The sequence below is a fragment of the Streptomyces rubiginosohelvolus genome, from assembly GCF_014649875.1.
GTDB lineage: Bacteria > Actinomycetota > Actinomycetes > Streptomycetales > Streptomycetaceae > Streptomyces > Streptomyces rubiginosohelvolus.
This window is the reverse complement of sequence record NZ_BMTW01000001.1, coordinates 1,533,542-1,555,311: the sequence shown is the minus strand read 5'-3', so window position 1 is coordinate 1,555,311 and position 21,770 is coordinate 1,533,542. Positions and strand designations below refer to the sequence as shown.

Here is a 21,770-nt window from a genome sequence, read left to right as displayed (position 1 = left end):
GAAGCGGGCCGTGCAGTTTCGCTTTCCAGGTTCTTCGCTTTCGCGTTTTCCCTTTCCGGCGAGTCCGACTCTATCAGATCCGTTCGGGCCTGATTCCCAGTCAGCGGGGCTTGTCTTCATGGCTGTTGGGCCGTTCCGACGCTCAAACCCTAGCGGATTCTCCCGGCGGCTCATAATCGGGCCCTCGTCGTGAATTCCGGCATGCCGAAATCATCCCGAGTGGGAGATCGTGCTGAAGTTTGGTTGCCGCGTTCGCGGCGGGATGGCTGCCCCGGAACCTTCGGCTCCGTGACAACTCGGAGAACTTTACGGATCCACCAGGGGTGTGTCAACCCTCCCCAGCGGTCCCGGCCGTGGCCTCTCGCGTGGCCCTCAGTCCAGGTCGGTGAGCCGGCCGCCGGCGTCCGGCTGGGCGTGCTCCACCCGGCGCAGGAGGCGGACCAGCAGCTCGCCGAGGACGCCTCGCTCGTCGCCGGACAGGTCCTGGAGGAGGTCCTCCTCGAAGTCGCTCGCCATGCGCATCGCCTCGAGCCACTTCGTACGGCCCTCATCCGTCAGCTCGACGATGACGCGGACCCGGTTGTTCTCGTCGCGGTCGCGGGTGACCAGGCCCTCGCCCGCCATCCGGTCGATGCGGTGGGTCATGGCGGCCGGGGTGAGTCCGAGGCGCTTCGCCAGTTCGCCGGGGCCCAGCCGGTAGGGGGCGCCCGACAGGACCAGGGTCTTGAGGACCTCCCACTCGGCGTTGCTGATGCCGAGCGCGGCGACCTGCCTCCCGTACGCGACGTTCATCCGGCGGTTCAGGCGGCCCAGTGCGGAGACGACCTGTTCGACCTGGGGGTCGAGGTCGCGGAACTCGCGCTGGTAGGCGGCGATCTGTTCGTCGAGGCTCGGCTCGCTGGGGCCGGGCTCCTCGGTGCTCTCGGACATGGCGGGCAGTATGGCACGCCTCCACCACCCTTGAAGTCCTTCAGGCTGAAGTTTTCACCTTCTAAGTTTAGTGCTAAAGTCTTCGAGTCTGATTCCTTCAAGATCTTGAGGTAGGTGAGTGTGACCAGGGAGATGGGCGCAGCGCTGCGGCGGATCCAGCTGGGCAGCGCGCTGAGCGCGTTCGGGCTCGGGTTCACCGTTCCGTATCTGTACGTCTACGTGGCGCAGGTACGGGATCTGGGTGCCGGGACGGCGGGGGTCGTCCTGGCGGTCTTCGCGATGGCAGCGCTGGCCGTTCTGCCGTTCACCGGGCGGGCCATCGACCGGCGGGGCCCGTTGCCCGTGCTGGTGGTGGCCTCCGCGCTGGCCTCCGTGGGCGCCGCCGCCCTGGGGTTCGCGAGCAGTGTTCCGGCCGCCGTGCTGGCCGCCGCGGTCCTGGGTGCGGGCACTGCCGTCATGCAGCCGGCCCTCGCCACGATGCTCGTGTGGTGTTCCAGCACCGCGACCCGTACGCGCGCCTTCGCCATGCAGTTCTTCCTGCAGAACCTGGGGCTCGGCCTCGGCGGGCTCGTCGGCGGGCAGCTCGTGGACGTGGACCGTCCGGCGAGCTTCACCATGCTCTTCCTGATCGAGGCCGCGATGTTCGTGGTGCTCGGTGTCGTCGTCACCACCGTGCGGATGCCCCGTACGGCTTCCCTCGGCGGGGCCAGGCCCTCGGGCGACGCCGCTGCCAAGGGCGGCGGGATGCGGGCGCTGCTCTCGCACCGGGCCATGGTGCAGCTGTGCGTGCTGGGCTTCGTGCTGTTCTTCGCCTGCTACGGGCAGTTCGAGTCCGGGCTCGCCGCGTACGGCACGGAGGCCGCCGGGATCCAGCCCTCCACCCTCGGCTTCGCGCTGGCCGCCAACACCGCCGTCATCGTCGTCGCCCAGTTCGTCGTACTGCGGCTCGTGGAGCGGCGGCGGCGTAGCCGGGTCATCGCTGCGGTCGGCCTGATCTGGGCGTTCGCCTGGATCGTCGCCGGGTACGCCGGGCTGGGCCACGGCAGCCAGACCATGGCGACGGCCGCGTTCATTTCCACGTACGCGCTGTTCGGGCTGGGTGAGGCGATGCTGTCGCCGACCGTCGCCCCGCTGGTCGCCGATCTGGCGCCGGAGTCGATGGTCGGGCAGTACAACTCGGCGTTCGCCCTGTGCAAGCAGCTCGCGCTCGCGGTCGGTCCGGCCGTCGGCGGTCCGATGGGGGCGTCGCTGCACGGCCCGTACATCGTGACGTTCGTGCTGTTCTCGCTGGGCATCACGGTGCTCGCGCTGCGGCTGGGGCGCCGGCTCACACCCGTACAGGATCAGCCGTCGCTGGCGGCCGTTCCCTCGCGGGTGGTGGCGGTGTCACTGCCCGAGGGTGCGGACGGCGCGGCGGCCGTCAAGAACACCGCAGCCGCTCCCGCCCCGGCTTCCGCCGGTCACTGACCGAACCTGACGAAGAACGTTCGCCCTGCCGCCCTGCTTCACTGCGGCAGGGCGAACTCGCACCAGACCGCCTTACCGCCGCCGGGTGTGCGCCGGCTGCCCCACGAGGTGGCGATCGAGGCGATGATCGAGATGCCGCGTCCCGCCTCGTCGGCCGGTTCGGCCTGGCGGCGGCGCGGCAGGTGGTCGTCGCCGTCGGTGACCTCGATGATCAGCCGCCGGTCCGTACGCCGCAGTCCCAGGCGCATCGGCGGGGTGCCGTGCTGGAGGGAGTTCGCGACGAGCTCGCTGGTGGCGAGGACGCCGAGGTCGCGGAGCTCGACGGGGAAGCGCCAGGAGGTCAGGACGCCGGTGGCGAAGGCGCGGGCGCGCGGGGCGGCCTCGATGCCGCCGAGGAGATCGAGCGCGGCATTGTGGAACAGCTCCGCGTCGGCCCCCGTACGGGCGGGGTGCTGGACGACCAGGACCGCCACGTCGTCGTCGTGCTCGGCGGTCACACCGAGGGAGCGGATCAGCCGGTCGCAGACCACCTGGGGCGATCCCTTGGCGCCGGAGAGGGCCCGGGCCAGGGAGGCGACACCCTCGTCGATGTCCTCGCTGCGCCGTTCGACCAGGCCGTCCGTATAGAGGACCGCGGTCGAGCCGGGCGGCAGCGCGATGGTGCCCGAGGTGTGGACCCAGCCGCCGGTGCCGAGCGGGGGTCCTGTGGGGTCGGCGGCGCGGTGGACGGTGCCGTCCTCGTCGCGGACGAGGATCGGGAGGTGTCCGGCGGAGGCGTAGACGAGCTGTCCCTCGTTCGGATCGTGGACGGCGTAGACGCAGGTCGCGATCTGGCTGGCGTCGATCTCGGCGGCGAGGACGTCCAGCAGCTGGATCACCTCGTGCGGCGGGAGGTCGAGGCGGGCGTAGGCGCGGACGGCGGTGCGGAGCTGGCCCATCACGGCGGCCGCCCGGACCCCGCGGCCCATCACATCGCCGATGACCAGGGCGGTGCGGCCCGCGCCGAGGGTGATGACGTCGTACCAGTCACCGCCGACCGCGGCGTCGGTGCCGCCGGGCTGGTAGGTGGCGGCGATGCGGAGGTCGTCGGGCTGTTCCAGCTCCTGCGGGAGCAGGGAGCGCTGGAGGGTGACGGCCGTTTCGCGGTGGCGGCGCTCACTGGTGCGCAGGCGTTCGGCGGCTTCGGCGTGGTCGGTGACGTCGGCCGCGTAGACGAGGACGCCGTCCTCTCCGGCGATCGGGGTGCAGGTCACCGTGTACGAGCCGCCCTCGGTGGTTCTGCGGGACTTGACCGTGCGGGGGGTGCCGCTGCGCAGGACCTGGTCGAGCAGCGGGAGGACGCTGAGCCGGTCGAGCTCGGGCATGGCCTCGGCGGCGGGGACGCCGGACGGGCGGGGGCCGAACGCGGCCTCGTAGGCGTCGTTGACGTACGCGACGCGGTGGTCCGGGCCGTGCAGCAGGGCGACGGGCGCGGGCAGCCGGCCGAGGATCTCGCGGGCGGAGAGGTCGTCGAGGGCGGGCCCGGGGAGGCCCTCCGCCGTGGCGGTGCCGGAAGGCGCCGGGGCGTCGTCGTCCGGCTGGGCGGGCGTGCCCTCCGGCCGGGCGTACTCGGCTCGGGCGGCCGGCACGGAACTGCGGTCGTCCCGCGCGGCGGCTCGGCGCTGCGTTCCGGGAAGGCGGGCGCTCCAACGCGTGAAGTTCACGGTATTTCTGGCCTCGTGTGTCGGTCTGGTCCGCTCGGGCGGGCTGCTTCTTCTGCCGTTTCCTCGGCCGTGTTCGGGGCTCCGGGGGCCGTACCCCCGGGAAGGCGCAGCCGGGCCTCGTCGTGCTGTCGGTGCGTCGCTGCTGGTCACTGATGGTCACTGCCGACCGGGTCACTCTGTGCAGGTGTGGGCCCACCTATGGTCACACGTCCAGTGTGACCGACCGTACTGACAGTCGCCGCCGGGCCGCCCGGTGAACGGCCGTCAGCCGGCTCTCCGGACCCACCGTCAGCTGTCGGTCGGGACAGCCGGTCAGCTGTCGGTCCGGCCGTCCCTCGGCGGTTCTTCGGGACCCTTCGAGCGGCTGGGGCCGGGCAGCCCCGGGGTGCCGGAACCGCCGCCTCCCGCCGCGAGTTCGAATTCGGCGCGGGGGTGCTCCAGCGAGCCGAGGGAGACGATCTCGCGTTTGAACAGTCCGGACAGGGTCCATTCGGCAAGGACGCGTGCCTTCCGGTTGAACGTCGGTACCCGGCTGAGGTGGTACGTACGGTGCATCAGCCAGGCGGGGTAGCCCTTGAGCTTGCGACCGTAGACGTGGGCGACGCCCTTGTGCAGGCCGAGGGAGGCGACCGAACCGGCGTACGCGTGGCGGTACTCCGTGAGCGGCCTGCCGTCGACGGAGGCGAGGACGTTGTCGGCGAGGACCTTCGCCTGGCGCACGGCGTGCTGGGCGTTGGGTGCGGTCTCGCGGCCGGGTTCGGAGGCGGTCAGGTCGGGTACGGCCGCGGCGTCGCCCGCGGCCCAGGCGTGCGGCATGTCCTCGACGCCGAGGGTGGCGGTGCAGCGGAGCCGGCCGCGTTCGGTGAGGGGCAGGTCGGTGGCGGCGAGCAGGGGTGCCGGTTTGACGCCCGCGGTCCAGACGAGGGTGCGGGTGGGGAAGCGGGAGCCGTCGCTGAGGACGGCGACACGGTCCTCACAGGTGTCGAGGCGGGTCTCCAGGCGTACGTCGATGTTCCGGCTGCGCAGCTCGCCGATGGCGTAGGTGCCCATGGTCTCGCCGACCTCGGGGAGGATGCGTCCGGAGGCCTCGACGAGGATCCATTTCAGGTCGGCCGGCTTGATGTTGTGGTAGTACCGCGCCGTGTAGCGGGCCATGTCCTCCAGCTCGGCCAGCGCCTCGACGCCCGCGTAGCCGCCGCCGACGAAGACGAAGGTCAGAGCGGCGTCGCGGATCGCGGGATCGCGGGTGGCGGAGGCGATGTCCATCTGTTCGATGACGTGGTTGCGCAGCCCGATGGCTTCCTCGACGGTCTTGAAACCGATGCCGAAGTCGGCGAGACCGGGTACCGGCAGGGTGCGTGACACGGACCCGGGGGCGATGACGATCTCGTCGTACCCGATCTCCAGGGCCCCGGTGCCGTCCTCGCCGGTGGCGAGGGTGGTGACGGTCGCGGTCCGTTTGGCGTGGTCGACGCGCTGGGCCTCACCGATGACGATCGTGCAGTCCTTGAGGACCCGGCGCAGCGGCACGACGACATGGCGGGGCGAGATCGAGCCGGCCGCCGCTTCGGGGAGGAAGGGCTGGTACGTCATGTAGGGCTCGGGCGTGACGACCACGATCTCGGCGTCGCCGCTCTTCAGTCTCTGCTTCAACTTCCGCTGGAGACGCAGCGCTGTGTACATCCCGACGTAGCCGCCGCCGACGACGAGAATGCGCACACCTGGCCGGTTGCCGGGGGTCGTCCCCGGGGAATCTGGAGCCATCACCACCCCATGACGCAACGGAGTCAGTGGTTTGTCCACAGGCCCGGCAAATTGTGTGACCGGAGGACCGGCAGCGGTGTTCGGAGCCCGTCGGCGGTGGAAAACGGAAGCCGTGCAGGTCAGGCGCTACGCACGGGGTGAGCGGAGGGGCGATGTTCCGGCGCCGATCGGATCGTGGTCCGATCGGGGGGCGTGCCATGCGGAACAACCCCCTTCTGAATTGACGCGGGCTCAACTATGTTCGTAACCCGTCGGGGTGTCGGGTGCGGATTTCGTATGGCTCCGCTCCCCGGCTGAAACGGCGGGAAGTCTCCGGGGGGAGACGTCATAACCGGGGGAAGTTATGCATATTCAGGATACTCATGGCCAGGCTGCGCTCTCGCGCGCTTCCGAGGACAAAGGACGCCTCGGCTCCGTGGGTGCGCTGGGCGTCATGAGCTCGGCTGATGCTGTTCGTTCCGCGGCCGCGGTGAGTGCGGCGTCGCTGGGTTCGGCCGCTGCCGGACCGGGCCCGAGCGGGGCGACGACGACGGGTACGGCGACGACGGGTGCCGGAGGCGCGCCGCGCTCGGCTCCGCTGCGGGTCGACGCGCAGCGCAATCTGGAGCATGTGCTGCGGGCGGCCCGCGAGGTGTTCGGGGAGCTGGGTTACGGCGCCCCGATGGAGGATGTGGCCCGTCGCGCGCGTGTCGGCGTGGGCACCGTCTACCGGCGGTTCCCGAGCAAGGACGTGCTGGTGCGCCGGATAGCCGAGGAGGAAACCGCCCGGCTGACCGAGCAGGCGCGTACGGCGCTGGGGCAGGAGGAGAAGCCCTGGTCGGCGCTGTCCCGCTTCCTGCGTACGTCGGTGGCGTCGGGCGCGGGCAGGCTGCTGCCGCCGCAGGTGCTGCGGGTCGGGGTCGACGGTGAGGAGCAGCCGGGTGTGCCGGCGGCTTCTGCTCCGGAGTCGGTGGACGAGACCCGGGTTCCGCAGCAGCGCCAGGGCGTGGGCCAGGACGACCTCCGCGTCGCCGGCCGACGCTCGACCGGAGCCGGCGACGGGCTGGACGGCCTCGGCGAGGAGACCGGTGCGGTCGAACTGCTGGAGGTCGTGGGGCGGCTGGTGGACCGGGCGCGGGAGTCCGGCGAGCTGCGCCGGGACGTGACGGTGGCCGATGTGCTGCTGGTCATCGCCACGGCGGCTCCTTCACTGCCGGACGCCGCCCAGCAGGCGGCGGCTTCGGCCCGGCTGCTGGACATCCTGCTGGAGGGCCTGCGGTCGCGGCCGGCGTAACGGCCGGGGCCGGCGGGCCCGCTCGTCCGGTCCGGGCCAGGGGCTCGTCCGGGCGGGGGCTCGTCCGGGCCGGGGGCTCGGCCGGTAGCTCGGCCACGGGCTCGTCCGGCCGGCCTGATCGGTGCGAGCAGCGGTTCGTGCGACTCGTGCGGCCCACTGCTCGTGCCGTTCCGCGCTCGTCCGTTTCGCTCGGTCGAATCAACGGGGAGTGATTCCCCGAAAGAGGGCTCTCTAGTACTCACATTCGGGAAAACGCCCCGGATGAGTGGTTGGCGGGACTGAGAGGCCAACACGATTGAGCCATGTGGCAGTCTTGGCCGGTATTCGGGTCCGAGGGTGTATACGGGGGCTTCCGCGATGAGCGGTAACGAGCAGCAGGAAGAGCCGCTCGGCGAGATCGCTGCGGCCGACAGGGACACGAAGGCGGACGGGCTGTCCGCCGGGCAGGTGCCGGTCCAGGCCGGGAGCGGCCCGGCGGACGGCGAGGCCGAGGGCGGCACCGTCCTGCCCGGCCCGTGGCCCGCCGTCGCCGAGGAGGACACGTCCGGCGAGGCGGTTGCGGGCGCCGGCCCGCACGCGGTTCCGCAGCAGCGGGCCGGCCGCAGCGGCGCCCCCGAGGCCGGTCTCTCCGACGCCCGGCTGATCGAGGACATGCGGGCGGGCGACGACCAGGCCTACGAGGAGCTGTTCCGGCGGCATTCGGGCGCCGTGCTCCGCTACGCCCGCAGCTGCTGCCGGGACGCGCACACCGCCGACGACCTGACGGCCGAGGTGTTCGCCCGCACGCTCCAGGCCGTACGGGGCGGGAAGGGGCCGACGGAAGCGGTCCGGGCCTATCTGATGACCGCCGTCCGCCATGTCGCCGCCGCCTGGACCAAGAGCGCCAAGCGGGAGCATCTGGTCGACGACTTCGCGGTGTTCGCGACGCAGGCGACCCGCTCCTCCGAGCTCTCCGACGACGACACCCTCGAACTCGGCGCCGACGTCCTGGCGATGCACGAGGCCGAGCAGACGATGGCGATGCAGGCGTTCCGGAGCCTCCCGGAGCGCTGGCAGGCGGTCCTGTGGCACACCACGGTGGAGGAGGAGTCGCCGAGCGAGATCGCCCCGCTGTTCGGCCTCACCGCCAACGCCACCGCCGTGCTGGCCAGCCGGGCCCGCGAAGGACTCAAGCAGGCGTATCTCCAGGCCCACGTCAGCCAGGCGCTCACCACCGGCGGGGACTGCGCGCAGTACGCCGACCGGCTCGGCGCCCACGCCCGGGGCGGTCTGCGGACCCGGGCCGAACGAGGGCTGCGCAAGCATCTCGACGAGTGCGCCCAGTGCCGGGTGGCCGCGGGCGAGCTGGACCATGTGAACGCGGGGATCCCGGCGCTGCTGCCCGTCGCGGTCATCGGCTGGTTCGCCGCCGGGTATTCGCTCAAGGCCGCGGGCATCGTGGCCGGCGGTGCGGCCGGGGCCGCCGGGGCGGGAGCCGCCGCCGCGGCCACCGGGTCCGGCTCGACCGGCGGGGCCGCCGGTGGCGCCGCTGCCTCCGAGGGGCTCGGCGCGCCCGCCAAGGCGGGGATCGCCGCCGCCGTGGCCGTGGCCGCCGCGGCCGGTCTGGTGTGGGCGCTCGTCGGCGACGACCAGCCGAAGCCGGAGCCCAAGCCGGTCGCGAAGCCCCCGGCCGTGGCGCCCGCCGTGCCCACGCCGGACCCCCCGGCGCCCGCCCCGAAGCCGACGCCGGAGCCGCCCGCGCCCGCACCGCCCGCGCCCCCGGCACCGGCCCCGTCCGAGCCGGCGCCCAAGCCCACGCCGAGCCCCACGCCCTCGCCCGAGCCGCCGCCGAAGCCCGCGCCCCCGGCGCCGAGCCCGCCGCCGTCCCCGAAGCCGACGCCCAAGCCTCCGAAGCCCACACCGCCGCCGCCCGCGCCGGAGGTGTACCAGGTCAGCGAGTTGGCGTATTCGGTGTTCGGCGACCAGAGCGAGCCGGAAGTCGTGCTGGGGCAGAGCAGTTGGGTCTGGCAGCGGTCGAACGTGTCGGTCGCCTCCACCCGTTACGCGCACGGGGTGACCGTGCACGCCCGCTCCTCGGTGACCATCCAGCTGAACCGGCCGTGCACGCGCTACGAGGCCATGGTCGGGGTGGACGACCTGACACTCGGGCTCGGCGCGGTGCGCTTCTCCGTGTTCAACGGGGACGGGACCCGGCTGTGGCGCTCCCCGGTGATGGAGGGCGGCGAGCCCGCCGTCCCGGTGAGCGTGGGCGTCGCGGGCCAGTCCTCGATCCGCCTCGTGGTGGAGCCGGAGGGGCCGATGGGCGGGGTGGCCCTGGCCGACTGGGCGGAGTCCCGGATCAGCTGCACCTGAGCCGTACGCGCGCCACACGTCCTCGACGGCGGGTTCCGGTCAGGGCTGGAGGGTGCGCCGGGCGGGGATCACTCCGCCCGCGACCGCGCGCTGGCGCGGGGCGGCCGTGCCCGTCCAGCAGGTGCCGCGGCGGGTCACCAGGCGGCGCAGCCACAGTTCGGTGGAGGCCAGGTCCGCCAGGCCGTCCAGGGGCAGCGGTTCGCCCTCGGACGCGGCGCGCAGGGCCTTGCGGACCACCCGGGCCTCCACCAGGCCCGCGTCGGCGAGCAGCGGGGCGTCGAAGAGGGCCATCAGCTCGGGCAGCGCGGAGCGCAGGCCGGTCCGGGTGACGGCGGTGGAGGTGGCCTGGGAGGGCGTGCCCCAGCCCGGGGGCAGGTCGTGGATGCCCGCCCCGCCGAGCACCCGGCGCAGGATCGCGGCCCGCGCGCCGGGCTGGACGCGCAGCGACTCGGGCAGAGCGCGGGCCGCGCGGACGACCTGGTTGTCGAGGAACGGGGCGTGCAGGCGCTGGCTGCGGATCTCGGCGGCCTGTTCCAGGATCCGGTGGTCGGCGGCCCCCCGGGCGAGGGCGGCGCGGGCGCGGGCCTCCCCGGGGCGCTGTACGGAGGTGGGCCGGATCGCCGCCTCCTGGAGGCGAACCGATACTTCGGCCAGCGCCTCCCCCGTCAGCCAGCGTGCCGCCGGTCCCGGGCGCGACCAGGCGAGGGCGGCGAGCGAGGCGTCGGCGGGGGTGGCGAGGTCGGGGGCGTGGCGGTTGGCGTCGGGGAGGATCCCTGCGGCGGACTCCAGTCCGGTGCGGTACGACGTACGGGCCAGGCGGCGGGCGGCGCGGTAGACCGTGAGCGGGACGAACAGGGAGTGCGCCGTGGGGCCTTCGGCCTTGGTGAGGGCGGCGACGGGGCGCAGGAGGTGGCGTCTGCGCCGGTCCATCAGGAGGTCGGCGAGGCGGGCCGGGTGGGCATCCAGGACCTGCCGGGCCCCGGTCCCGACGAGGTGGTCGGCGCTGCCCGCGGAGAGCCGGCGGCGGTGGCGTTCGGCGAGGACGAGGGAGGGGGCGGGTTCGTCGGTGAGCGGGCCGGTCTCCAACGAGGCGTACGGCAGGGCCTCTTCGCCCGCCGCGACGACGACGTGGTGCAGGCGCGGGTTGGCGGCGATGACGCGGGCCCGCTCCATCTCACCCTCGTTGCCGCGGGTGGTGAGGTCGTTGAAGGTGACGGCGAGCAACCGCTCCCCCGCGCCGGTGCCGTGGCCGAGGAGGGTGCCGGGCAGTCCGGGGAGCCCGGAGGCGAGCAGGGCGAGGGTGGCGGACGCGCTGCCTCCGGAGAGGTCGGCGCCGATGCCCGCCACGGGTCCGCCCCGGGCGGCGCGCCGGTCGGCGGGGCCCATGCCGGGGACGGGCCCCGGGTCCTGCGGCATGCTCTCCGGCGCGTGGCGCGGGGCCGTGAGCCGGGCGCGTACGGCTTCGACGAGCGCGTCCCGTACGCCCTCCACCGCGTGCACCGGGTCGGCCTGGGGTGCGGCGACGGCGAGGGAGGCGACGGCTTCGTACCCGGTGATCTCCCGCGAGCCCTCGCGCAGGATCAGCGCGTGGCCCGGCGGGACCCGCCGCACGCCCTCGTACGGCGTTCCGTCGCCGAGGGCCTCGGGGGTCTCCGGGCAGGCGAGCAGGGCGGCGAGGTGCCCGATGTCGAGCTGGGCCTCGATGAGGTCGGCCAGCGGCAGGGCGGCGGTGGCGTAGGCGGTGCCGCCCGCCCAGGGGGTGTGGAAGACGGGCCGGGCTCCGGCGAGGTCGCCCGCGACGGTGATGCGGCGGCCGATCTGTACGACGGCGGTGTAACTGCCGGGCCAGGCGGTGAGATGGCGCATCGCGCCGCCGCGTGCGGAGAGCAGCCCGACGCGGAGCTGTTCGTCGGTGGCGCCGCAGCAGCCGAGGACCGCGAGGCGGGCGGTGGGGGCCCCTTCGGGGGTGGCGACGCCGATGACGCGGATCTCGTCGGGGCGCCAGTCGCCGACCGCCCACAGCGGATCCGGGTCGCCCCACAGGAGTTGGGAGCCCACCGGGTGAACCGTGCGCCCCTCACCGCCGTTTCCGACGGCGCCGACGGTGCCGAAGCTCGCGGCGATACTGCTCCATCCCACCAACCAACGCATCGCCGCCTCCACAGGCTGTGGACAAACGGCGTACGAGATGAACGGAAACGCCGCTGCGGGACATGCTGCCACGACAACGCCGCAGGAGAGGGTGTACGGGCAGCGCACGCCGGAAGAGCATGCGCCCCTGGCAAAGGCCCGGCGCGGTCTTCACCGCGGCGACAGCAACGGAACTTCGCGTTCCGGGAGTTGTGGAGGCCGGGCCGTGCGGTCGCCGCGCCGCCCCGGCCCGCTCCCCCGGTAAGGGGAGGGGCCGGCGCCGCCCGGAAACAGCGGCGATATCCGGCCATAGTCGGACCGTTGGCCAGACCCTCACCGGACCGTCGCTATTCGGCCATTCTCTCGAAGTGCCGCCCTGCACGCATACCGCGCCGCGCCCCCCTGGCGACCCCTCCACGCACAGTCCGGGAGGTGGGCCTCACCTCCCGGACCGGTCCGCCGCCCGCGGGGAATGGAGCGGCGGTTTCCCCCAGCCCACTGAGTCCAGTGCAGCGGGCCGACCCACGCAGGACTCAGCCAAGCGCCACGCGACGGGACGGGCCAGAGCGCACGGCCGGGCGCACGGCCACACACCGGGAGCACGCCCCACCCCGGCCCGCACCCTCCACCCCGAACACCCGGACCGCCCGCACGGACAACAATCCCGCCATCCGGACGTCTGCCCCTTAACGGTAGGGATAGGGAGAACTACGCTGTGTTTACTGGTGTTCTCGACAGGGGGCATATTCCTCGGGGCTCGGCCACATGCGTGTGCAGGCGGAGTACGAGGGTTCGAACCTGGGGAGGCATCGGTACGAATGCCGCGCGCCGTCCTCGGTGACGCGGCGGCCGTCTGTGTGTCGAGGGGTGGCGCATGTCCAGGGAGCAACGCGGGCCGAACGAGAAGCTCGGCACGGTTCTCGCCCTCGCGGGAATCAGCAACGCCGGGCTCGCCCGGCGGGTCAACGACCTCGGAGCACAGCGCGGTCTGACACTTCGCTACGACAAGACCTCGGTGGCCCGGTGGGTCGCCAAGGGGATGGTGCCGCAGGGCGCGGCGCCGCATCTCATCGCGGCGGCGATCGGGGCCAAGCTCGGCCGCCCGGTGCCGCTGCACGAGATCGGTCTCGCCGACGCGGACCCGGCCCCGGAGGTCGGTCTCGCCTTCCCCCGGGACGTGGGCGAGGCGGTCCGGTCGGCGACCGAGCTGTACCGGCTGGATCTGGCCGGGCGGCGGGGCGGCGGCGGGATCTGGCAGTCCCTGGCGGGATCCTTCTCGGTGAGCGCCTACGCGACGCCCGCCTCCCGCTGGCTGATAACCCCCGCCGACCCGTCGGTGGCCCGGGATCCGACGGCGGCGCAGGCGGCGATCCTCGGTCCACGCGGCGGCGGGCCCGAAGGCCCCGGCACGGCCGGAGCCCAGGGGCCGGGGGCCGCACCGGACGCCCGGGGCGCACACATCCTCCACACCCCCGGCACGGCGGGCTCCGTCCCCGTACAGCCGGGACCCGAGTCCGCGGCGGACGCCTCGCCGCTCCGCGTCGGCCACAGCGATGTGTCCAAGCTGCGCGAGGCGGCCCAGGACGCCCGGCGCTGGGACTCCAAGTACGGTGGCGGCGACTGGCGTTCCTCCATGGTTCCGGAGTGCTTACGCGTCGACGCCGCACCTCTGCTCCTCGGCTCGTACACCGACGAGGTCGGACGGGCCCTGTTCGGCGCCTCCGCCGAGCTGACCCGGCTGGCCGGCTGGATGGCCTTCGACACCGGTCAGCAGGAAGCCGCCCAGCGCTACTACATCCAGGCCCTGCGCCTGGCCCGGGCCGCCGCCGACGTCCCGCTCGGCGGCTATGTCCTCGCCTCCATGTCCCTCCAGGCGACCTACCGCGGCTTCGCCGACGAGGGCGTCGACCTCGCCCAGGCCGCCGTCGAGCGCAACCGGGGTCTCGCCACCGCCCGCACCATGAGCTTCTTCCGGCTGGTGGAGGCCCGCGCCCATGCGAAGGCCGGCGACGCACCGGCCGCGGGGGCCGCGCTCAAGGGTGCCGAGAGCTGGCTGGAGCGGTCCCGGGCAGGTGATTCCGACCCGCCCTGGCTCGGCTTCTACGGCTACGACCGGTTCGCCGCCGACGCCGCCGAGTGCTACCGGGACCTGAAGGCCCCCCGCCAGGTGCGGCGCTTCACCGAGCAGGCGCTGTCCCGGCCGACCGAGGAGTTCGTCCGCAGCCACGGACTGCGGCTCGTCGTCTCCGCCGTCGCCGAGCTGGAGTCGGGCAATCTGGACGCGGCCTGCGCCGCGGGCACCCGCGCGGTGGAGGTCGCGGGCCGGATCTCCTCGGCCCGCACCACGGAGTACGTGCGCGATCTGCTGCACCGCCTGGAGCCGTACGGGGACGAGCCCCGCGTCGCGGAGCTGCGCGAGCGGGCCCGCCCGCTGCTGGTCACCCAGGCCTGAGCCGGACACGGAAGCCGTCAGGCGGGCGGGATGTGCGCCACGCCCTGCCCATCTCGGGTTTGAGCCGGTTGTCAGTGGGTCAGTGCACTATCGGGGTGGGAGGTGGCGTGATGATGACGCACGCGGCGTACGACTGCGATGTGCTGGTGATCGGCGGCGGGATCGTCGGTCTGTCGACCGCGTATGCGCTGACCCGGGCGGCTCCGGGCACCCGGGTCACGGTCCTGGAGAAGGAGCGCGGCCCCGCCCGCCACCAGACCGGCCGCAACAGCGGCGTGATCCACAGCGGCATCTACTACCGCCCCGGCTCCCTCAAGGCGCGGTACGCGCTGCGCGGCTCGGCGGAGCTCGCGGACTTCTGCGCGGAGCACGGAATCGCGCACGCCACCACCGGCAAGCTGATCGTCGCCACCGAGCGCTCCGAGCTGCCCCGGCTGCACGCCCTGGTGCAGCGCGGCCGCGAGCACGGACTGCCCGTGCGGGAGCTGGGCCCGGCCCAGATCGCGGAGCACGAACCGGAGGTCCGGGGCCTCGCGGCGATCCGGGTCGGCACGACGGGCGTCTGCGACTTCACCGCCGTGGCCACCCGCTTCGCGACCGAGGTCACGGCGGCGGGCGGCATCGTGCGGTACGGGGCGGAGGTCACCGCGATAGACCGGCGCCCCTGGGGCGTCGCGGTGCGCACGGCGGACGGCCTGGTCGTCCGGGCCCGGGTGCTGGTCAACTGCGCGGGGCTCCACTGCGACCGGGTGGCCCGCCTCGCCGGGGACGACCCGGGGGTGCGGATCGTGCCGTTCCGGGGTGAGTACTACGCGCTGGCCCGCCCCGAGCTGGTGCGCGGTCTGGTCTACCCGGTGCCGGACCCGGCGTTCCCCTTCCTCGGCGTCCACCTCACCCGGGGCTTCGACGGCTCCGTCCACGTCGGGCCGAACGCGGTCCCCGCCCTGGCCCGCGAGGGATACACCTGGCCGCAGGTCCGCCCCGCCGAACTGCTGTCCACGCTGAGCTGGCCGGGCACCTGGCAGATCGCCCGCCGCCACTGGCGGTACGGGGCGGGCGAGGTGCACCGCTCGCTGTCCCGGTCCGCGTTCACCCGGGCCGTCCAGCGGCTGCTGCCCGCCGTCACCGAGGACGACCTGCGCCCGTCCCCCGCCGGGGTGCGGGCCCAGGCGGTACTGAAGGACGGCACACTGGTCGACGACTTCCTGATCTACGAGGCCCCGCACACCGTGCATGTGCTCAACGCCCCGTCGCCCGCCGCGACGGCGTGCCTGCCCATCGGACGGGAGGTGGCGCGGCTCGCGCTGCGCCGGGCTCGGGGGACGGGGTGGAAGCCGCCCGCCGTAGAATCCGGTCATTGTGTCTGAGCAGCCCCTGAACCCCACCCCCGCCGGATCCCACGACGCCACGGCCGACGAAGCCGCCGCGCTGCGGGCCGCCTCCTTCGAGCGTGCGCGCCGGCTGCGCATGGAGCCGCGCTTCCCCGGCGGCCCCGCCGCCGACCCGGCCGGTTCGCACCACGAGCGCCGGATCCGCAGCTTCCAGCCGCGCCGCAGCCGGGTCACCACCGGCCAGCAGGAGTCCCTGGAGCGGCTGTGGCCGAAGTGGGGCCTGGACATCGACGGCAAGCGCGTCCTCGATCTGGCCGAGCTGTTCGACGGGCTGCCCGTCGTCCTGGAGATCGGCTTCGGCATGGGCGAGGCCACCGCGCAGATGGCGGCCGACGACCCGGGCACCGGCATCCTCGCGGTCGACGTCCACACCCCCGGCCAGGGCAATCTGCTGGGCCTCGCGGACAAGGCGGGCTCGACGAACGTCCGGGTGGCCAACGGCGACGCGGTCATCCTGCTGCGCGAGATGCTGGCCCCCGAGTCCCTCGACGGCCTGCGGGTCTTCTTCCCCGACCCGTGGCCCAAGGCCCGCCACCACAAGCGGCGTCTCATCCAGCCCGCGTTCCTGGACCTGGTGGCCCCGGTGCTGAAGCCGGGCGCGATCGTCCACTGCGCCACGGACTGGGAGCCGTACGCCGAGCAGATGCTGGAGGTGCTCACCGCGCACCCCCGCTTCGAGAACACCGTGGCCGACGGCGGATACGCCCCGCGTCCCGCGTTCCGGCCGCTCACCCGCTTCGAGGGCCAGGGACTGGACAAGGGGCACGTCGTCCACGACCTGCTGTTCGCCCGCCTCTGACGCACCGGCGGGCAGCGGGTCGATGGCCGGATGCGCCATCGCGGGTGTCAGTGCTCCTCGTTAGGGTCGAGAGGTGTCCGACCCCTCCGTGCAGCATCAGCAGGCTCACCCGGCCGTCCCGGTCCTCCACGAGCAGCGGCTCGACGAGGTCCTGGGCGCCGCGCCGGAGCGTGGCCGGGCGCGTTACCGGCCGCACCGTGTCGGCATGGTGTGGCGCAGCAAGGTGTTCCGCGCCGGGGCCGTGATCGTGGCGCTCCTGCTGTGCGGTCTGGTGATCCTCGCGCTCGTCCGCGAACAGACCGGGCCCGAGGGCTTCCTGGTCGGCCTCGGCCTGGCGGTGCTGCCGGTGCCGCTGCTGATGGCCGCCTTCCGCTGGCTGGACCGGGTCGAGCCGGGGCCCTGGCGGAATCTGATCTTCTCCTTCGCCTGGGGCGCGTGCGCCGCCGCGCTCGTCGCGATCATCGCCAACTCCTTCGCGACGCGCTGGATCGCCACCGCGACGGCCGACCCGGCGAGCGCCGACACCCTGGGGGCGACGGTGATCGCCCCCGTCGTCGAGGAGTGCGCGAAGGCGGCGGCCGTGCTGCTGATCTTCCTTTTCCGCAGACGGGAGTTCGGCGGAGTGGTGGACGGCATCGTCGTCGCCGGCTTCACCGCGACGGGCTTCGCGTTCACCGAGAACATCCTCTATCTGGGCAACGCCTTCGGCGAGGACCAGCAGCTCGGCAGCTCCGGGTTCGCCTCGGTGACGGCCGGGACGTTCTTCGTGCGGATCGTCATGTCCCCGTTCGCGCACCCACTGTTCACCGTTCTCACCGGCCTCGGCTTCGGCTTCGCGGCCGTCAGCGCCCGCCGCCACCGGGTCCGCCGGATCGCCCTGCCGGTGCTGGGTCTGCTGCTGGCGATGGGGCTGCACGCCCTGTGGAACGGCTCGTCGGCCTTCGGCCCGTACGGCTTCTACGCGGTGTACGGGATCGTCATGGTCCCGGCGTTCGGCCTGGTGACCTGGCTGGCGATCTGGTCGCGCCAGCGGGAGCTGCGCACGCTCGCCGCCGAGCTGCCCGCGTATGCGGCGGCCGGCTGGCTCACGCCCGCCGAGCCGTCGGCGCTCTCCTCGATGCGGGCCCGGGGCATGGCCCGCGACCTGGCCCGCCACTGGCAGCAGGACCGGACCCGGGGCCGGGCGGCGGCCCGCGCGGTCGCGGAGTACGAGTCGTTCGCGACGTCGCTCGCGGGGCTGCGCCGCCGGGCCCGCCACGGCGCGGTGGGCCCGGACTTCGGCGCCCGCGAGCGGGAGTTGCTGCACCATCTGTGGCAGCGCCGGGAGGTCGCCGCCCCGGCCCTGACCCACGCGGCCCGCCTCACGTCCCACCGGGGCCCGCACCACGGCCGCCACGCCCACGCCGGACGCCACGCGGCGACACCGTACGGCCAGGGGTACGGGTACGGCCCGGGGCAGAGCTACGGCCCCGGGCCCGCGCCCGGAAACGGTCCCGGACACGGGCAGCCGCACGGCCCGGCGTACGGACAGCCCCAGCCGTACCCGTACGGATACGGCGACCCCGGCTCCGTCAGGCCGACGCCTCGGTGAGCAGCGCGAGTTCCCGGTCCGTCAGCCGCAGGTCGGCGACCGCGACGAGGGCGGGGAGCTGTTCGACCGTGCGCGCCGAGGCGATCGGTGCGGCGACGGTCGGCCGGGCGGCGAGCCAGGCGAGGGCCACCGTCGCGATCTCGGCGTTCCGTTCCCCGGCCACCTGGTCGAGGGCGGCCAGCACCTTGCGGCCCTGCTCCGACTCCAGGTGCCCGCCCGCCTTCGCGGAGCGCGCGCTGTCCACCGTCGTACCGGGGCGGTACTTGCCGGTGAGGAAGCCGGAGGCGAGCGCGTAGTACGGGACGGCGGCGAGGCCCGCGCCGGCCGCGGTGTCCTGGAGGGCGCCCTCGTAGGTGTCGCGGGAGACCAGGTTGTAGTGCGGCTGGAGCGCGACGTACCGGGCGAGGCCCTCGCGCTCGGAGAAGGCGAGGGAGGCCGCGAGGCGCTCGGGGCTGATGTTGGAGGCGGCGATGTCGCGCACCTTGCCGTCCTTCACCAGCTGGTCGAGGGCGGTGATGATCTCCTCGACCGGGACGGTCTCGTCGTCGAAGTGCGTGTAGTAGAGGTCGATGTGGTCGGTGCCGAGCCGGCGCAGCGATGCCTCGGCCGCGCCCTTGATGGTGCCGGCCGACAGCCCCCGGAAGTCGGGGTGGGCGCCTGCCTTGGTGGCGACGACGATGTCGGACCGGTTGGAGCGGGAGGCGAGCCACTTGCCGATGACGGTCTCCGACTCGCCGCCCCGGTTGCCCTCGACCCAGGCGGAGTACGCGTCGGCGGTGTCGATGAAGTTGCCGCCGGCCGCGACGTACGCGTCCAGGACGGCGAAGGACTGTTCCTCGTCCGCCGTCCAGCCGAAGACGTTGCCGCCGAGGGCGAGGGGGAAGACCTGGAGGCCGGAGGTGCCGAGGGGGATGCGCGCGGAAGTCATGTGAGGGTTCAACGGGCCGGTCGGGGGACGGTATTCCTGCGTCGGCCGCGCGGAAGGCTGAATTCCGCCGCGTACGCCCATCACGATCCGCGCACGGGCCTGTCGCCTTCTCCTCCTCCCCGGACAGACCGGCAGCCCTGACGTCGGGGGGTGTGCGTCAGGGCTGCCGGGGTTTCGGGGGTGGGCCGCCGCGGAAGAGCGGCTCGGGGCCGGCGGCGCGCGCCGGCCCGGGGGCTCAGACCGAGAGGCCCTTGCTGGTCAGCCAGGCCATCGGGTCCATCGCGGAACCGCCCGCGGTACGGACCTCCAGGTGGAGGTGGACGCCGGTCACGTTGCCGGTGGCGCCCATGCGGCCGATGGTCTCGCCGGTGGTGACCTTCTGGCCGACCGAGACGTCGATCGAGGACTGGTGGGCGTACCAGATCTCCGTGCCGTCATCGAGCTGGAGCACCGTGCGGTAGCCGTACGAACCGGACCAGCCGGCCGACGTGATCGTGCCGCTGTGCACGGCCTTGAGCGGCGAACCGGCCGAACCGGCGAAGTCGAGGCCGGTGTGCTGGCCGGAGGACCACATCGCGCCGGACTGACCGTAGGTCGAGCTGATCGTGTACGAGGAGGCCGGCAGGGAGAAGCTGGCGGCGAGCTTGGCGAGACGCTCCTCCTCCGCCTTCTTCTTCGCCGCTTCCTCCGCCGCCTTCTTCTTCGCGGCGGCGTCGGCCTCGGCCTCGTCCTGCTGCTTCTTGGCCTCTTCCGCCGCCTTCTCGGCCGCGGCCTTCTCGGCTGCCGCCTTGGCCTCGGCGTCGGCGCTGGCCTGCTGCTGCTCGGCCTGCTGGAGGATCCTGGCGCGCAGCGCCTCGCCGGCGTCCGTGCCCTGCTCGGCCTCGGCGCTGGTGAGCCCGGCGGTGGTGAGCGGCGCGGCCGCGGCGACCGGGGCGGCCTCCGCGTCGTCGGACATGAAGGCCCCGACGCCGGGAAGGGACTTGGCGTCGGGGAGGTTGTCCGCGATGGAATCGGGAAGAGAGATGGAGACGGGTGCCTTGTCCTGAGCGGTGGCCATGCCCCCCGCTCCGACGGCCGCTATGACGCCGACCCCGAGGACGGTGGAGCTACGGGCCAGACCACGCTGCTTGGCGACGCGGTGCCTGCCGCGCACGGGACGGATGGAGTCCTCGGTGGGATTCCACTCCCCCACGGACCGCTCGGCGCCACCGTAGCTGTCGGTGCTGAAGGGTGACGGGGCCTCAGGGGCAGGCTTGTTGGACGCCACGTGGGCGCACTCCTTTCCTTCCTTCTCGCCTACCGGGTTAGCTGACGGGTTCGGAGCAGGAAGGTCTCCTACGGCCCCTCCGCCTCTCACGAGACGCAGGCGTCCGATTCACCCCATGTAGTGGGTCCCCGGTTCCCTTGCGGAATTCGGCGCTCGCGCGCGGCGCCGTCCCTGACGACGGCTGTGACGACCGCGCTGCGTTATCGAACGTTAATAGACACCCGGGCCCGATTCCAAGCTGTTCCTGTTGATCATTAACGAACAGGGGCGGGAGGTACTGGGCACAAGCGGGCGGAATCGGGCGACTTGACCAGGGCTCAGCCACATCCCTTTTTCTGACGGTGCATCAAATGTTATGCGGAGCGGTGCGCTTCGATTACGCGCCGTGTCATCGCTGCGAGTTGCGAGTTCAGCGCGCCGACGGACAGCCGCGTCGCGTCAGCGGGCCGCGTCCTCGTCGCCCCGGCCCACGATCTTCACCGTCGTCCGGCGCACGGGCTGCCCCTCCGCCGGCCGGCCGACCGCGATCAGCGCCATGTCGTCCGTGGCGTGCCCGCCGGTGTGCAGCCGTACGTCATCGGTCAGCGCCGACAGCAGCTCCTCCGGCCCCGGGAAGATCCGACCGCGCAGCCGGGCCGCCGGATCGTAGAAGACCCCGTTGGCGTCCCGGGCCTCGGACAGGCCGTCCGTGAAGGCGAGGAGCGTCGCCCCGGGAGGCATCACCCACTCGTCGGCGCGGTCCGGCCACACCCCGAGGTCCATCCCCAGCGGCAGGGCGGGCACCGAGGGCGCCAGCACCTCCAGGGCCCCGTCCGCGTGGAGCAGGATCGGCTCGGGGTGGCCGCGGTTGACCAGGCGGACCGTGGCCGCCCCGGGCGGGATCTCGGCCAGTACGGCGGTGATGAACCCCTCCATGGCGTCCAGCCCGTACTGCCGCGTCCCCTCCCGGGCCAGCGCCCGCTCCAGCCGCTGGGCCACGCCCTCCAGCGAACGCTCCTGTTCGGCGGCCTCCCGGAACGCGCCGATGATCACCGCCACCGCCCCGACGGCGTCCAGCCCCTTGCCGCGGACGTCGCCGACCACGACGCGCACGCCGTACGGGGTGTCCGCGACGGCGTACAGGTCGCCGCCCACGAACTCGTCCGCCTGCGCCGCCTCGTACCGTGCGGCCACCTGGAGTCCGCCGATCCGCTCGGCGGGCGTCGGCAGCACGGCCCGCATGGCGGTCTCCGCGACGGCCCGGGCCGAGGCGAGCTGCTCGTTGCCGCGCCGCACGACGCCGTTGATGACGAGGGCCAGGACCGAGCCCGTGAGCACGGTGATCATCTCGATGACCGGGACGACCTGGGTGGACGTCCCGTCGGAGATCCGCATCACGATGACGGAGATGACCGCGGCGATCCCGGTGCGGACGGTCCGGGACAGCGAGAAGAACGGGGCGGCGATCAGCGGGGCCGCGACGAAGAGGGGGACGGCGGTGAAGTTGGGCGGGGCGAGCGAGTCGAACAGCAGTCCGCCGATGATCAGCAGAGCGGGCAGCATCCGGATGAACCGGCCGGTGCCCCGTCCACCGCCGGACGCCAGCTCCCCCTCCCGGGATCCGAGCACCGCACGGCCCACGGCGTCCATGCCCCCCGCCGCTCCGCTGCGCCGTCCCTCGGCCATCCCCACCTGTGCACTCCTGCCCGGTCCACCCACGGCTGCGGACGGTACCGCTCCCTGT

Annotated in this window: 14 protein-coding genes and 1 riboswitch; of the genes, 7 read left to right on the top strand and 7 right to left on the bottom strand. The window is 73.4% G+C overall.

What is annotated here, in order from left to right:
• Nucleotides 1–372: 372 nt before the first annotated feature.
• A complete protein-coding gene (locus tag IE134_RS07365; protein WP_006125761.1) occupies nt 373–930 on the bottom strand; it encodes a MarR family winged helix-turn-helix transcriptional regulator in 558 nt (185 codons plus the stop codon).
• A 132-nt stretch (nt 931–1,062) separates the two neighbouring features.
• Between IE134_RS07365 and IE134_RS07360 the strand changes: the two genes are divergently transcribed.
• Nucleotides 1,063–2,397, top strand: coding sequence for an MFS transporter (locus IE134_RS07360; protein ID WP_030707745.1), 1,335 nt, complete (start codon nt 1,063–1,065; stop codon nt 2,395–2,397).
• A gap of 38 nt (nt 2,398–2,435) precedes the next feature.
• On the opposite strand, the gene IE134_RS07355 is transcribed toward IE134_RS07360, so the two are convergent.
• Both IE134_RS07355 and IE134_RS07350 read right to left on the bottom strand, forming a co-directional pair.
• A complete protein-coding gene (locus IE134_RS07355) occupies nt 2,436–4,100 on the bottom strand; it encodes an ATP-binding SpoIIE family protein phosphatase (RefSeq protein WP_030707743.1) in 1,665 nt (554 codons plus the stop codon).
• 312 nt (nt 4,101–4,412) lie between these two features.
• Nucleotides 4,413–5,864, bottom strand: coding sequence for an NAD(P)/FAD-dependent oxidoreductase (locus tag IE134_RS07350; protein ID WP_229823367.1), 1,452 nt, complete (start codon nt 5,862–5,864; stop codon nt 4,413–4,415).
• A 343-nt stretch (nt 5,865–6,207) separates the two neighbouring features.
• Between IE134_RS07350 and IE134_RS07345 the strand changes: the two genes are divergently transcribed.
• Both IE134_RS07345 and IE134_RS07340 read left to right on the top strand, forming a co-directional pair.
• Nucleotides 6,208–7,137, top strand: coding sequence for a TetR/AcrR family transcriptional regulator (locus IE134_RS07345; RefSeq protein ID WP_373296849.1), 930 nt, complete (start codon nt 6,208–6,210; stop codon nt 7,135–7,137).
• A 357-nt stretch (nt 7,138–7,494) separates the two neighbouring features.
• Nucleotides 7,495–9,489 (top strand): sigma-70 family RNA polymerase sigma factor, encoded by a 1,995-nt coding sequence (locus IE134_RS07340; RefSeq protein WP_126932565.1) that lies wholly within the window; start codon nt 7,495–7,497, stop codon nt 9,487–9,489.
• A 39-nt stretch (nt 9,490–9,528) separates the two neighbouring features.
• On the opposite strand, the gene IE134_RS07335 is transcribed toward IE134_RS07340, so the two are convergent.
• Nucleotides 9,529–11,640: an asparagine synthase-related protein gene (locus IE134_RS07335; RefSeq protein ID WP_030707731.1), complete on the bottom strand. Its 2,112-nt coding sequence runs from the start codon at nt 11,638–11,640 to the stop codon at nt 9,529–9,531.
• A gap of 853 nt (nt 11,641–12,493) precedes the next feature.
• Between IE134_RS07335 and IE134_RS07330 the strand changes: the two genes are divergently transcribed.
• From IE134_RS07330 to IE134_RS07315, 4 genes are all read left to right on the top strand, one after another.
• Nucleotides 12,494–14,071 carry an NsdA family TPR-like regulatory protein gene (locus IE134_RS07330; protein WP_098895506.1) on the top strand — a complete coding sequence of 526 codons (1,578 nt, stop codon included), beginning with the start codon at nt 12,494–12,496 and terminating at the stop codon, nt 14,069–14,071.
• Between the two features lie 110 nt (nt 14,072–14,181).
• The gene (gene lhgD, locus IE134_RS07325) at nt 14,182–15,438 is read left to right on the top strand and encodes an L-2-hydroxyglutarate dehydrogenase (protein WP_189429896.1); all 1,257 of its coding nucleotides are present in this window, start codon (nt 14,182–14,184) and stop codon (nt 15,436–15,438) included.
• Nucleotides 15,431–16,261: a tRNA (guanosine(46)-N7)-methyltransferase TrmB gene (gene trmB, locus IE134_RS07320; RefSeq protein ID WP_189429895.1), complete on the top strand. Its 831-nt coding sequence runs from the start codon at nt 15,431–15,433 to the stop codon at nt 16,259–16,261. Before lhgD ends, trmB begins: the two co-directional genes overlap by 8 nt.
• 73 nt (nt 16,262–16,334) lie before the next feature.
• Nucleotides 16,335–17,852, top strand: a complete 1,518-nt coding sequence (locus IE134_RS07315; RefSeq protein WP_189429893.1) for a PrsW family intramembrane metalloprotease — start codon at nt 16,335–16,337, stop codon at nt 17,850–17,852.
• Here IE134_RS07315 and IE134_RS07310 read toward each other — a convergent pair.
• The 3 genes from IE134_RS07310 to IE134_RS07300 all read right to left on the bottom strand — a co-directional run bounded on the left by IE134_RS07310 (nt 17,833) and on the right by IE134_RS07300 (nt 21,712).
• Nucleotides 17,833–18,780 (bottom strand): aldo/keto reductase, encoded by a 948-nt coding sequence (locus tag IE134_RS07310; protein ID WP_189429891.1) that lies wholly within the window; start codon nt 18,778–18,780, stop codon nt 17,833–17,835. The genes IE134_RS07315 and IE134_RS07310 overlap by 20 nt on opposite strands.
• Before the next feature lie 235 nt (nt 18,781–19,015).
• Complete coding sequence (locus tag IE134_RS07305; protein WP_030707712.1) at nt 19,016–20,047, bottom strand: M23 family metallopeptidase; 1,032 nt, start codon at nt 20,045–20,047, stop codon at nt 19,016–19,018.
• A gap of 12 nt (nt 20,048–20,059) precedes the next feature.
• Nucleotides 20,060–20,209, bottom strand: a riboswitch (cyclic di-AMP (ydaO/yuaA leader).
• Between the two features lie 276 nt (nt 20,210–20,485).
• Nucleotides 20,486–21,712 (bottom strand): PP2C family protein-serine/threonine phosphatase, encoded by a 1,227-nt coding sequence (locus IE134_RS07300; protein WP_030707711.1) that lies wholly within the window; start codon nt 21,710–21,712, stop codon nt 20,486–20,488.
• Between the last annotated feature and the right edge of the window lie 58 nt (nt 21,713–21,770).